The organism is Nostoc sp. LEGE 12454 (genome assembly GCF_056620565.1).
In genome coordinates, this window is the sequence record NZ_JBWQXL010000010.1 from 199980 (window position 1) to 212407 (window position 12428).

General features: G+C 41.7%; 11 protein-coding genes. 5 read left to right on the plus strand and 6 right to left on the minus strand.

Annotated elements, in window-relative coordinates; all coding sequences use genetic code 11:
- Nucleotides 1–40: 40 nt before the first annotated feature.
- The 3 genes from AC1F2U_RS13960 to AC1F2U_RS13970 form a co-directional block, all read right to left on the minus strand.
- Nucleotides 41–2338 carry a caspase family protein gene (locus AC1F2U_RS13960; RefSeq protein WP_480261651.1) on the minus strand — a complete coding sequence of 766 codons (2298 nt, stop codon included), beginning with the start codon at nt 2336–2338 and terminating at the stop codon, nt 41–43.
- A 244-nt stretch (nt 2339–2582) separates the two neighbouring features.
- Nucleotides 2583–5609: a CHAT domain-containing protein gene (locus AC1F2U_RS13965; RefSeq protein ID WP_480261652.1), complete on the minus strand. Its 3027-nt coding sequence runs from the start codon at nt 5607–5609 to the stop codon at nt 2583–2585.
- Between the two features lie 193 nt (nt 5610–5802).
- Nucleotides 5803–8481: a CHAT domain-containing protein gene (locus AC1F2U_RS13970; RefSeq protein WP_480261653.1), complete on the minus strand. Its 2679-nt coding sequence runs from the start codon at nt 8479–8481 to the stop codon at nt 5803–5805.
- A gap of 316 nt (nt 8482–8797) precedes the next feature.
- On the opposite strand from AC1F2U_RS13970, the gene AC1F2U_RS13975 reads away from it, so the two are divergent.
- Entirely contained in the window at nt 8798–9082 is a 285-nt protein-coding gene (locus AC1F2U_RS13975) for a type II toxin-antitoxin system RelE/ParE family toxin (protein ID WP_480261654.1), read from the plus strand.
- Between the two features lie 14 nt (nt 9083–9096).
- Nucleotides 9097–9405: a HigA family addiction module antitoxin gene (locus AC1F2U_RS13980; protein ID WP_480261655.1), complete on the plus strand. Its 309-nt coding sequence runs from the start codon at nt 9097–9099 to the stop codon at nt 9403–9405.
- Nucleotides 9406–9543: 138 nt separating this feature from the next.
- Here AC1F2U_RS13980 and AC1F2U_RS13985 read toward each other — a convergent pair whose 3' ends face one another.
- A complete protein-coding gene (locus tag AC1F2U_RS13985; protein WP_480261656.1) occupies nt 9544–9720 on the minus strand; it encodes a ribbon-helix-helix domain-containing protein in 177 nt (58 codons plus the stop codon).
- A gap of 172 nt (nt 9721–9892) precedes the next feature.
- On the opposite strand from AC1F2U_RS13985, the gene AC1F2U_RS13990 reads away from it, so the two are divergent.
- From AC1F2U_RS13990 to AC1F2U_RS14000, 3 genes are all read left to right on the plus strand, one after another.
- Nucleotides 9893–10405, plus strand: a complete 513-nt coding sequence (locus AC1F2U_RS13990) for a hypothetical protein (protein ID WP_480261657.1) — start codon at nt 9893–9895, stop codon at nt 10403–10405.
- Nucleotides 10398–10703 (plus strand): helix-turn-helix domain-containing protein, encoded by a 306-nt coding sequence (locus AC1F2U_RS13995; protein ID WP_480261658.1) that lies wholly within the window; start codon nt 10398–10400, stop codon nt 10701–10703. Before AC1F2U_RS13990 ends, AC1F2U_RS13995 begins: the two co-directional genes overlap by 8 nt.
- A gap of 152 nt (nt 10704–10855) precedes the next feature.
- The gene (locus AC1F2U_RS14000; RefSeq protein WP_480261659.1) at nt 10856–11053 is read left to right on the plus strand and encodes a hypothetical protein; all 198 of its coding nucleotides are present in this window, start codon (nt 10856–10858) and stop codon (nt 11051–11053) included.
- 32 nt (nt 11054–11085) lie between these two features.
- On the opposite strand, the gene AC1F2U_RS14005 is transcribed toward AC1F2U_RS14000, so the two are convergent.
- Nucleotides 11086–11589 carry a TniQ family protein gene (locus tag AC1F2U_RS14005; protein WP_480261660.1) on the minus strand — a complete coding sequence of 168 codons (504 nt, stop codon included), beginning with the start codon at nt 11587–11589 and terminating at the stop codon, nt 11086–11088.
- Entirely contained in the window at nt 11589–12425 is an 837-nt protein-coding gene (locus tag AC1F2U_RS14010) for a TniB family NTP-binding protein (RefSeq protein WP_480261661.1), read from the minus strand. The genes AC1F2U_RS14005 and AC1F2U_RS14010 overlap by 1 nt, the downstream gene beginning before the upstream one ends.
- Between the last annotated feature and the right edge of the window lie 3 nt (nt 12426–12428).

Genomic DNA, 12428 nt, shown 5'->3' on the forward strand with positions numbered 1-12428 from the left:
TGAATATTCATTCTTAGCAATGACCCAACCGATTGACTTACTAAGATGGCAAGATTTCAAATGTAATCGATAGTGCAGCCATCTGCTGTGTGTCTATTTGGCTGGTTCCATCAACTCGCGTTATGCCTGCACCACGAGTACCTTCGTCGAGATCGTTTAGTAAACTGACAATTGCCTCATCTGGTTTTTTATCTAAATTCACAGGTATTCCCCGTTGGCTATCTGATTCTGCTGCAAGTGCCTGCAATAACTCAATCGCCTTTTTGAAAGGTGTCGTACTGGCAATTACTAGTACTTCCGCGACACCAGGCTCACCAGCAATCCTAAATTTATACAATTCGCCGCGATCTGGGTCGGGGACTTGAATTTGTTGCCCTGCGGCAATGGGAGGAGCATCTTCATTTCCCGGTAGCGGTGAGAGAACTAACAACTCGCCATCTACACTGATGAGCAGCACACTGATGTAGAGATCGTGAGGTTCGTTATTCTGAACTAAAAAGCGGACTAAGGTTCCAGCTGTAATGCGTTGGACATTAGATGAGCGAGTGGTTTGTCCTCGACTACGACTCAGGGGTGCAACAGTTGCTCCTCTGACCGTAAATGCTTCTGCCTGAATAGCACCGCCATCCACTGTTTCCATTGCAGCGGCCACACTCAATTTTGAAGAGGTTGTATTTAAAGTCAGTTTTACCAAGCGTGCGGCTAATAAAGATTTGAGTTTTGCCTTCAAGCGATTACTTACTGCCTCAGATACACGTTCTCCAGCAGAACCATCAGAACCAGGAATTAGATCGGCTGCTGGAGAAAACAGGGCAATACTGCCAACTTCAGGTAACTTTTTAATATTCAATTTTTGTAACTGCTTGACATACTCCTGTGTCACTCGTCCCAGGATGTAATTTATATCTGGCTGATTAGCTGATACAGGCTCAATTCGTTTGTTAATTGCCCTAAGTGCCCGTCGTGCTGATTCTATATCTTGCCCTAACGATGAATCTAGTCCAATTCGCAAAGTCAGGTCATTGGGAATTGCCCGCGATCGCTCTTGCAATAATGCACCAGCTGCGATCGCCGCTCCTCTAGTTGTCGTCTGGATCAGTTTGCCTTGTGCTTTAAGTTGCTGTCGTGACTCGATTTTTACTTGCCCTTGTTCTCGCCCTTGATTATCTACCACTGTAAAGGTTGCACCTCGTCCAAAGGCTTTTAAACTCCGAGGATCTATCCCGCCTAAAAACAAATCAATTTGATTTCCTTGTACTTTAGTAACTACTGCTTCGGCTGGTATGTTTTTTCGATTGGTAAAGTAAACTATTTGCTTGTCGTTATTACTTCCCTGTTTGACGTTAAATTCTGGTTGTTGCACAACGCCGGATGTAGGGAAATATTCTTGCAGTATTCTTTGGGTTGTGGCGATCGCACTTAGCATTACCCGATCAACTGACTCAGAGGATGTTTGTTGCCAAAGATAGCGACTGAGTATATAAGTAAAAATACCAACAGGCGTATCAGCAAAGCTCGTATCAATGGCTGACTGATCTCGTCTAGCAGCAGCAAGCATGACTCCTTTCGGTACACCTTGTTGACGCAATTTAACAAAGTCTGAGTTTGTCAACTTCAGCCGAGACATCAATTGTTTTTGAAATTCTTGTTCTTCGGTACTTGCTAAAAGCTGGATTTTGGAATCTTTAATACGCAATAATTCTTGATCGCCGGGACGCGATCGCACTGTCAAAATTCCTTTTCTTGCACCACCTGAGTAACAACTATCCAGCACAAAGGTAACGTTTTCTGTGTTGATAGCTTGCATTAATAACCACAAGGTATGTCCAGTAATATCATTAACCTTACCTCCTTTATTGGGATATCCAGGTGGGAGGGAACTATTAATCGGTACAATCGTGCTGACTCGTTCATCGGCAAAAACTTTATCTGGATCGGCAACTTGAGAACCATGTCCAGAGTAGTGAAATATTGCTACATCTCCAGGCTGTGCCCATTTAATTAGATGATCTTCAAAAGCCTGTAAGATATTTTTACGGGTTGCTTCTTGGTCGTGTAGGATGCGAATATCATCAGATTGAAAGCCAAACAGATTAATCAAAAGTTCTTTCTGGATTTGAGTATCATTGACAGCCCCTTCCAGTGGATACCATTGAAAATCATTTACTTTTAGGTAATCATTAATGCCTACTAATAAAGCCCTTTTGCGGGGAGTATTTTGGGCTAAAACTTGGCCATAGCGAACAGCTTGCTGCTCGATTTCTAATTGGCTAATCCCAAGAGTGGCTAAAGCTGAACCAGCGAACTGCAAAAACTGACGACGCTTGATGATTGACATAGCCTACTCTTTTCCCCACATCCCCAAGATAGATAAATTTTGATTCGCTGATGAAAATTATCATCTGCATATACGTATTAATACAGAAATAGTCAGAAAATTGAGTGTGTTGAAATAATTTGTAGTATTGAAAATGAAACAAAGATTACAACGCTATTACCAATATTTATAGACAAATAAAGCTGCCATCAGGTTGAGCAAAAAATGCTGTCTAGAGTCATCAATTTGGTATCGGTTTTAGATATTACTCTGCCTCGCCAATAAGGGTAAATGCTGCCCAGTCTTTGGGATTTGGATGATTTTCCATAGTTTTGAGCATTGCTTGGCGTAATGCTTGAGCTTTATCTAACTTGCGCTCTCGCCAGTTACGATAAAACTCAGTCATCAACTCAGCCGTGGGTGCATCGGGTACAGACCACAACGAAACAATAACACTGGGTGTACCTGCGGTAATTAAGGAACGAGATAGACCAATTACACCATCACCAGTGATTTGACCTCGCCCAGTATCGCAAGCACTCAGGACAATTAAATCAGCATTTAGTTTCAAGTCTAAAATTTCATCGGCGGTAAGTAAGCCATCGTTGAGTTTACCATTACCAGATGGAGCAAGGGCGATCGCCCCAGGTACGCCTAATCCTTTAAAATCATCTAATAACCCATGCGTTGCTAAATGAATTATCCTAGCTTGCGATAGCTTGGGTAACATTTTGGCTTTTATAGCTTGATTGCCTGTAAATGCCTTAGTTTTAAATAGTTTGGCAATTTCATTTGCTTCCTGTTCTGCACCTGCTAAGTTAGACAATTGCTGAGGTGGATCGCCAAGTTTTGTTGTGACTTTAGGCATTGTAGGATTACCCACAACCAATGCTGCTTGCAAATCTGTGGGGTGTGGCTTGAGCTTTTGTTCATGGGTTAAATTGAGAACTTGAATCGCAGGTGCAGTAAGAAGGGTATGTTTTTCAATCAAATACTTACCATTAACATCTTGTAAGGCGGGAAAGGGAACTAGAAACAGTTGACCTTGAGGAATGAAGATGACGTGAGAGTTCGGATCTTTGGGGAGAATGTCAGCAATGGGATCAATTAGCAATTTGTGTAATTGCTGTAATTGTTGTTTCTGCTCTGCTACATCAACTACAGATTCTATCTTGATGCTTGCACGTCCTCTAATGCCAATGGACTCACGGCTGTTAGTAACAAGTTTTGCTAGAGAAGTGTCTAAAGATTTTTTGAGGTCAACTGAGCGAAACTCTACCTCACCTGTAGGCTGAACAACCCAAATGTAAAGGTCTTTATCGGAAACAATGGAGTATTCAACCACAGAAGCATTTTGCATCTCGGCAATTTGTTTGATTTGCTCAAGATTGATGTTGAATTTTTTTTGCCGTGATTCAGGATTCTGCTTTTGCGAATCGGGGGATAACTTGGATGCTAATAATTCAATAAATGCTTTCGCTCGTCCCCTTTCAGCTATTTCTAGTGCCTGGTTTGTCTTATTTTGAGCAACCAAGGCTCTTTGCAGATGTCGGTAAGTAAATTCTTGAGTTTCAAAGATGGAGATTTTATTTTGATCAGTTAATCCAGGTCGCAGAGATTCCAAAATTTCAACGGCAGCTAGTAGGTTTCTTTCAGCATCGGCGTACTGTTTCAAATTATAGTAAGTTGTCCCTCTATTATTGAGGGTAGTGCCAACACCTGCGCGATCGCCGATTTGTTGACGAATGGCTAAAGCTTGCTGATAGTACCCCAAAGCCTTGGAGTACTCTCCCAGACGGTTGTAAACTAAGCCAATATTGTTGAGGATTGTGCCAACGACTGAGCGATCGCCGATTTGTTTCTTAATGTCTAAAGCTTGCTGAAAGTACTCCAAGGCTTTGGGGTACTGTCCCAGAGTGTCGTAAATTTCGCCAATGTTGTTGAGGGTTGTGCCAACGCCAGAGCGATCGCCAATTTGTTTGCGAATGGCTAATCCTTGCTGATAGTACTCCAAGGCTTTGGGGTACTGTCCTAGAGTGTCGTAAATTCCGCCAATGTTGTTGAGGGTTGTGCTTTCACCTCTCGCATCACCGATTTGTTTTTTAATGTCTAAAGCTTGCTGATAGTACTCCAAGGCTTTGGGGTACTGTCCCAGAGTGTCGTAAATATAGCCAATGTTGTTGAGGGTTGTGCCAACGCCTAAGCGATCCCCGATTTGTTTAAAAATGGCTAAAGCTTGCTGGTAGTACTCCAAGACTTTGGGGTACTGTCCGAGTCTGGAATAGATTCCGCCAATGTTGTTGAGGGTTGTGCCAACGCCAGAGCGATCGCCGATTTGTTTAAAAATGTCTAAAGCTTGCTGGTAGTACTCCAAGGCTTTGGGGTACTGTCCGAGTCTGGAGTAAATTCCGCCAATGTTGTTGAGGGTTGTGCCAACGCCAGAGCGATCGCCGATTTGTTGACGAATGCCTAAAGCTTGCTGATAGTACTCCAAGGCTTTGGGGTACTTTCCCAGACTGTCGTAAACTAAGCCAATATTGTTGAGGGTTGTGCCAACGCCAGAGCGATCGCCGATTTGTTGACGAATGCCTAAAGCTTGCTGATAGTACTCCAAGGCTTTGGGGTACTCTCCTAGACTGTCGTAAATTCCGCCAATGTTGTTGAGGCTAAAGCCTTCACCTCTTGCATCGCCGATTTGTTGACGAATGTCTAAAGCTTGCTGATAGTACTCCAAGGCTTTGGGGTACTCTCCCAGAGTATCGTAAATATAGCCAATGTTGTTGAGGCTAAAGCCTTCACCTCTTGCATCGCCGATTTGTTTGCGAATGGCTAATCCTTGCTGAAAGTAATCCAACGCTTTGGGGTACTGACTTAAATTGTTGTAAGATAATCCAATATCGTTAAGCGTTATGGCTTCTTGAGTGCGATCGCCTACTTCCCTGCGAATTACCAAAGCTTGCTCATAAAATGCGATCGCTTGGGAAAACTTAGCCTGAGTATAATAAATATCACCAATACTGTAAAAAGTATCACCTTCACCCTTGCGGTTTTTAGCTTGTCGATACAAAGTCAAGGCTTTTTCAAATGCCTCTAGTGCTGCTGGAAACTGGTTTTCCTCTAGTTTCTGTTTCCCTTCTGTTAACAGTTTATCTGCCTCATTTTTTGGATTTTCAGTAGTTTGTGCCTGTGCCGAAGTCTGGTTTGCAACAAATCCAAAATCTCCTGTGACAGCAAATGACAACACCAGAGTTACAAGCATAACTCTCAAACGCTCTACACCATTTAAAAGCATATTGTCAACCTAATAATTTTATATGCACGCAAACTCTAGGGAAAAATACAAGATTTAAAGCAGAATTTACGGAAAATTTATTAAATAAGCTTTTAACTAAGAATTTATTGCTAAATCAACTTAAAGCAAAATCTATGTTAGCGACTCTCGAAATCGCAATATGTAGGTTGAGGTACGAATTGCGAATTACGAATTACAATCCGTTACCAATTAAAATAAATGGTGCCCAGTAGTAAGGATGACTGAGGCGATCGCTGACATTTGATGGTAAGGCTTCGATTTCAATACTGCTCCCGCGTTGTTTGCTTTCAGTATTTTTGCTAGTATTAATCAAAGCTATTTGTGCCTGTCTTAAAGCTTCGGCTTTGGTAAAAGTACCTTGTTTGAGTTTGGCGTAAAAGACATCCATTAAAGCTTGAGTACCACCATCATTAACTGACCACAAAGAAGCGATCGCAGCTCTTGCTCCGGCATTTTGCATCAAGTAGCCAAACCCCAAAATCTCTTCGCCATTGCCTAATGTTCCGCCTAATCCTGTTTCACAAGCACTCAAAACGACTAAATCAACGTTGGTTAAAAACCAAGTGTCTTGGATGTTGCGTAAAGTGATGCGATCGCCATTCCCAAATAAAATAAATGAATCTTCTGGTAAACCCGGAACAAAAGCCGCATGAGTTGCAAAATGTACCACTGAGTTTTGATTCATCTGGGGAATTGTCGCTGTGGTGCTAAAGTCTTTATCTAACAGTTTGGTTGTGCCAGAAATAGCTGCTTCCAGACTGGCAACTTCTTTACCAGCAAAAGGTAGCCCAGTCAAGTTAAAGTGTTGATTACCTAATTGAAATTCATAATGCCCTTGAGTAAAAGCACCTGCCAAAACTTTTAGATGTGGTTGCGGTTTTGTAGTAAAGTCAGTTAAGGATGCAGCCGTAATATTATTTACCCGCAAACGTTCTATTAACCATTGTTTACCATCGTACAGAGCTGCTAAAGGAATGTAACGCAGTTGCCCATCGGGAGCATAAATAATAGTTTTGGCATCTGTTTTTTGCAAATCATTTTCTATAGGTTTGATTAACCAGTCATATAGTTGTTTTGCTGGTTTTTTCGCATCCATGTTATGATTCTGCAAAGCACTGCGAAAGTTGACAATTGCTTGGTTCAATTCTTGCCGCTTGACAGGTACAGTACGCCGGATGGGTGGTGAACCAGGTGTTACTAAAATTAGTTCTAAACGGTCTTCCAAAATTAAAGGATACAGCAGGACGGCATTTTGTTCTAATCGCTTCAGGTCATCAGCAATGTTTCTCAATCGTTGCAAACTGACGTTTTCGTCTTTAGCAGTTTGGCGTAATTGTTGCACACTGGCAACCACATCTGGACGACGGGTAAATTCTTCAAACATTTTGACGATTTGCCCTTGCTGGTTCGTAAGTTTAGCAAGACGTTGTTTTTGTGTAGAAGTTTGTTGAGGATAGGGAATCTTTTGCAGTTCGGTAAGTTCTTTGCCGATTTCAATTGCCTGATTTAAAAGCTGATTGTAGCTGTCAGAAATTTTTTGTTCTGGCGGCAGATTATCTAGTCCCTGTTGTGTCTGCTGATTACCCCGGACATTGCGGAGGTATTCTTGCAGTTCTTGTACTTTTAGCAAATCTAAAACTTGTTGCGCTTCAAGTACGCGGTCTTTTTGTAGTAATAAATCAGCAAGACGGCGATAGGTAAATGCAACGGTTTTTGTATATGATTCCTGTTGTTCTTTGGGTAGCACTTGCAAATCTTGCCGAATCGTTTCTATAACATTGACAGATTGCTTGAAGAAAACAATTGCCAATTCCGGTTGTTTTTGTGTATCTAGAAGATAACCAATGTTGTTGAGTGTTGTGCCTTCCATAGAGCGAGCGCCGATTTGTTTAATAATCGCTAAAGCTTGCTGATAGTAATCCAAGGCTTTGGGGTACTGTCCGAGACTTCGGTAAATCTCGCCAATGTTGTTGAGCGTTGTGCCTTCCATAGCGCGATCGCCGATTTGTTTAATAATCGCTAAAGCTTGCTGATAGTAATCCAAGGCTTTGGGGTACTGTCCGAGACTGGAGTAAATTAAGCCAATGTTGTTGAGCGTTGTGCCTTCCATAGAGCGATCGCCGATTTGTTTAATAATCGCTAAAGCTTGCTGATAGTAATCCAAGGCTTTGGGGTACTGTCCGAGACTGGAGTAAATTAAGCCAATGTTGTTGAGCGTTCTGCCAACACCAGAGCGATCGCCGATTTGTTTACGAATGGCTAAAGCTTGCTGATAGTACTCCAAGGCTTTGGGGTACTGTCCGAGACTGGAGTAAATAGAGCCAATGGTGTTGAGCGTTGTGCCAACACCAGAGCGATCGCCGATTTGTTTACTAATCGCTAAAGCTTGCTGATAGTACTCCAAGGCTTTGGGGTACTGGCTTAATTTCCTGTAAGATAAGCCGATATCATTGAGTGTTGTGGCTTCTTGAGTGCGATCTTTTAGTTTCCTACGAATTACCAAAGCTTGCTGATAAAACTCAATTGCTTGGGAAAATTTATCTTGATCATAGTAAACATCGCCAATGCTGTAGAGAGTATCACCTTCACCCTTGCGGTTTTTAGCTTGTCGATACAAAGTCAAGGCTTTTTCAAATGCCTCTAGTGCTGCTTGAAATTGGTTTTGCTTTAGTTTTTGTTTACCCTCTTTTAGCAGTCTATCTGCCTCATCTTTTGGATTTTGAGCAGTTTGTGCCTGTGCCAAAGTTAGGTTTGCAACCGCTGCAACAGCTTTGAGTTCTCCCGTGACAGCAAACGACAACAGTAGAGTTACAAGCATGACTCTCAAGCGCTCGACACTACTTAGAAGCATTATGTCAACTTAATAATTTGATGTATCCGCAAATTCTATGAAATAAACACAAGACTTCGAGCATAATTTTCGGAAATTTATTAAATCAGCTTCTAATTCGGTATTTCTTGCTAAACTACGTCATTAAAATCTGGCTGCGAGGGATAAGAACAAACGTCAAACTCCATAAAAAAATTGACTTGCTCTAAAATTCAGAGGAACTTGCACAGCCTTTGCCCAAGCAAATACAAGTTTACAGGTTGAAGGGGAAAGTAAAAATCTATCACTTGACAATGTATACTAACGTTCGACGATAGTAAGGCGAAACGATAGTATTGTGATTGTCAGTTTCAAATCTGAAGAGACAAAGCTAATTTTTGAAGGCTTCATATCTCCTCAATACCCGCCCAATATCCAGAAAACTGCTTTACGAAAACTGCTTATCCTTGATGCAGCAACATCAATTAATGACTTGCGTGTTCCACCTGGAAATCGCTTAGAAAAGCTAGTTGGCGATAGAATTGGGCAGTACAGTATTCGTATTAACGATCAATGGCAAATCTACTTTGTTTGGACAAATGAAAACAATGCTTCGGAAATTGAAATAGTCGATTACCACTAAGTATAAAAATCATTATGAATAACAACCGTCTGCCAAACATCCATCCTGGCGAAATCCTGCAACTAGAATTCTTGCAATCTTTGAATATCACACCTTATCGATTAAGCAAAGATATAGGTGTAAGTCAAACACGAATTAGCGAAATTGTACAAGGAAAGCGTAGTATTACAGCAGATACAGCCTTGCGTCTATCGCGCTATTTTGGGAACAGCGCTCAGTTTTGGTTGAATTTACAAACGCAATACGATTTACGTCAAGCTCTCGAAGTAAATGCAGAAATTTACAATCAAATTCCTCAACTTCCGTTTAATGATGTAGCCTGAACTTATTTTCAGATACCGAAACTACTTATTTTGTAAAGATTTTTATTTAACCATTATTTTCTATTGATGTAATTTCCTGATATTTTTCTCAAAACTTAATTGGTTTACAGGTGATATCTAAGGGCAAGCAGCTACGCCTCATTTACCCTTCTCCTGAGTAGGCAAAATTATCCCTTCCGCCTGCGCTTGTTTAACAGCTCGTTTCAGAATTAACACTGCCATTTGCGACAAAGAACGCTCCTCTGCATCCGCCAGTTGTTGCAGAGCTTCCTTGTCTTCTTCTTCCATGTAAATACTTACTACAACTTTCCCCATGTGACTATCATCAACTTAGTTATGTGTTTCTATATTAAATCACTAAAAACACATAAATAAAAATAAAATATCATTAAAATTATGTATAATTACTGATAAGTCAAAAGCCAGCGCTCAACTTTTGCAGGGAAGACGCTGACTTTTGGCCCCCTCTATACAGGAGACATATTCCATGTTAAAGCCTGTTTGCTACAAAACAGATGAACACAGAAGTTATCTACAAGCTTTAGATGACTTCGGAATAACTCAACTATTGGCAAAACTCAGCGATTATGGTGAGCAGCAAGAACAAGAAACTTTAGCGGCGGTGTTGATTTCTCACCTAACCCAGAGCATCAATGCTGAACTAATAGCTAATTATTTGAGTGCAATTGCTAAAAATCGCCAAGATTTATTTCCAGAGTTGACTAACCAGAAACTTTCTGTTGATTTACCCGACGATTTTCCTGATACAGCCAAAATACCCCGCTTTTTGTACGGCGATAGATTACGCTGGCTTAGTTCTGACACCGACTGGGGAATTGCGATCGGCAGATTTTACAGCTTTGCCCCACATCTTTGCTGCTGGAGTTGGTGCTACCTAATTTGGTTAAGCAAAGACAGCCTCAGTGCAGCTTGGATATCTGCCGATATCGCTTGGGAGGAGGACTTAGAACCACTGGAAGGAGAGCCAGTATATGACTAATCCCCGCCCTCTACAAGAACGCGAGCAAAACCTGATTGACTTTTACAGCCATTGTCAACTAGGGATGACACCCAATAAATTTTATACCAAATGGGACGTTAATCATGAGGCGATCGCTCGAATTTGCTCTCGTTCACTTTCAACTGTTCGGCGCTGGTTCTCTAAAGGGCGCAACTACCGCCGTCCCATGCCTTCCGATTTACGCCATCTTGCCCTGATGGATTTGCTGCTAGAAGGCTTTGAGGAGATTCCTGAAGGACTTTTAAACAAGCTCTGTTTAAGTAACCAGAGTAAATAGAGATTAAAAGTCAACAAATTTCAATATCATTCTGACATTTTTTACCAGCCACTCTCACAGTAGAGTGGCTTTTGTCTAGGAAATTTTGTGAGCAAGTAAGCTTTAACTACTCAAGTAATCAGCTAAATCACAAGTATTGTCAGGAGGTTTTTGTGAGCTACATTGACAAACTTCATCCTTGGTGTATCGTCCGTCATTTCCCCAGTATGCAACACCAAATTGTTGCTCGTTTTCGTCGTCGAAGCGATGCAGAAGCCCATTCACAAGCACTGCGCCGACTTATACCAAGTGCGACTTTTACAATTATATTTAATCTGGAAGTGGTGCAGTTAGACAGAATCACTCTCTAGTTAGGACATTCGAGAAATTAAAATACTAGTATTTAATAATACTTCTGGTGTGTTGCCATATCAGCAAACGTCATAAAACACCTTTGACACCAACCATCCACCCATAACGCTGGAAACTTAAATCTTGCGCCACAGTTGGGACATTCTGAAAGCAAGCTTAACTTGTGGCGATCGCATCTCAGTGTCACCTTCAACTGCCATTCAATCTTGTGACAGGGCGACTCGGTATAACAAGCAGCACATAACCGAATCGGCTCCATTTTCATTCCCATCCCAACAGGTGGTAACATCTGCACTAATCTATCGACATCAACCCCCACAACCTTAGCCAATGCTTCCAACTGCTGGCGAGATGGTGGGGGATTAAACCGAAACTTTTCCCATCGTGCGATCGCACCCCCAAGTCCTGCTGCCTTACCTAACCCAGTAGGGGTTAAATCATTTGCCTGTCGAAAGCGTCCCAAAAAATGACTTAGGCTTTCTCCTTGATATGGTTGAACTCTAAACAGCCAAGGCTTAATATTTTCCACTTCCATCACTTGTACTCAGCAGCTACTTCCTTCAAAGTTTCCAAGTCAATTTTTTGCAGTCCTTTTTTTAAAGCCCGAATTGCAGTCTCTCGGAGAATCATATCCATCAAACCGATATAACCTCCAGTTGCTTCCCCTAATGTCTTCAACATCGTCTTACTCGAAAGGTTGGAGGCAACTGGCAATCTCAGTATTTGTTTCTCCCAAATATCCACCGTTCGCTTAAAATCTTCCCCTGACATCTTTCCAAAACGGTGACAAGACCGAAAACGGTTGTAAACCTGCTCATCCCGCTTAATCACTGCATCTAAGCGGTCAGTTCCTACCAAAATCACTGCTATTTCCAACCTGTCAAAAATATCACGCACTTCCGCAAAAGTTTTCGGCTTAAAGCGATCGGCTTCATCAATAATCAACATCTCCACGCCGCAACCTTTAAGAACCCGTAGTGTTCTATCTCGAATTTCTGCCACTGTTCCTTTAGTTACTTGATATTTCAAATGCTCCATAATTACCCCAAAGAATTCCTTAGCACCGCACTCCTGGGGAATTTGGATATAAGCCACAGGTACAGTTGGGGGTTTTCCTGCAACTTGAGAGGGTTTATTCCTAAGCCTATAGGCATCACAACCCATTGTTTTACCAGTTCTCGACTCACCTACCACACGCCCAGATTGTCTTGATTGGCGCTTTCCTTCCAACCAATCATGCAGAATTTGCACTTGTTCAAGTGGGACAAAACCTTTACGATTTAATCGTTGAATCTCCGCCTGTAATTTTTCACTATTAACGGGAATATCACCCAATTGTTGGGCGACTGCTTGGGCTTCTTTTGAAGTCATTTT

Excerpts from the sequence above, each read along its gene's own strand:
- AC1F2U_RS13960 (WP_480261651.1), bottom strand. The coding sequence starts at position 2,338 with ATGTCAATCATCAAGCGTCGTCAGTTTTTGCAGTTCGCTGGTTCAGCT.
- AC1F2U_RS13965 (WP_480261652.1), bottom strand. The coding sequence starts at position 5,609 with ATGCTTTTAAATGGTGTAGAGCGTTTGAGAGTTATGCTTGTAACTCTG.
- AC1F2U_RS13970 (WP_480261653.1), bottom strand. The coding sequence starts at position 8,481 with ATGCTTCTAAGTAGTGTCGAGCGCTTGAGAGTCATGCTTGTAACTCTA.
- AC1F2U_RS13980 (WP_480261655.1), top strand. The coding sequence starts at position 9,097 with ATGAATAACAACCGTCTGCCAAACATCCATCCTGGCGAAATCCTGCAA.
- AC1F2U_RS13985 (WP_480261656.1), bottom strand. The coding sequence starts at position 9,720 with ATGGGGAAAGTTGTAGTAAGTATTTACATGGAAGAAGAAGACAAGGAA.
- AC1F2U_RS13990 (WP_480261657.1), top strand. The coding sequence starts at position 9,893 with ATGTTAAAGCCTGTTTGCTACAAAACAGATGAACACAGAAGTTATCTA.
- AC1F2U_RS13995 (WP_480261658.1), top strand. The coding sequence starts at position 10,398 with ATGACTAATCCCCGCCCTCTACAAGAACGCGAGCAAAACCTGATTGAC.
- AC1F2U_RS14005 (WP_480261660.1), bottom strand. The coding sequence starts at position 11,589 with ATGGAAGTGGAAAATATTAAGCCTTGGCTGTTTAGAGTTCAACCATAT.
- AC1F2U_RS14010 (WP_480261661.1), bottom strand. The coding sequence starts at position 12,425 with ATGACTTCAAAAGAAGCCCAAGCAGTCGCCCAACAATTGGGTGATATT.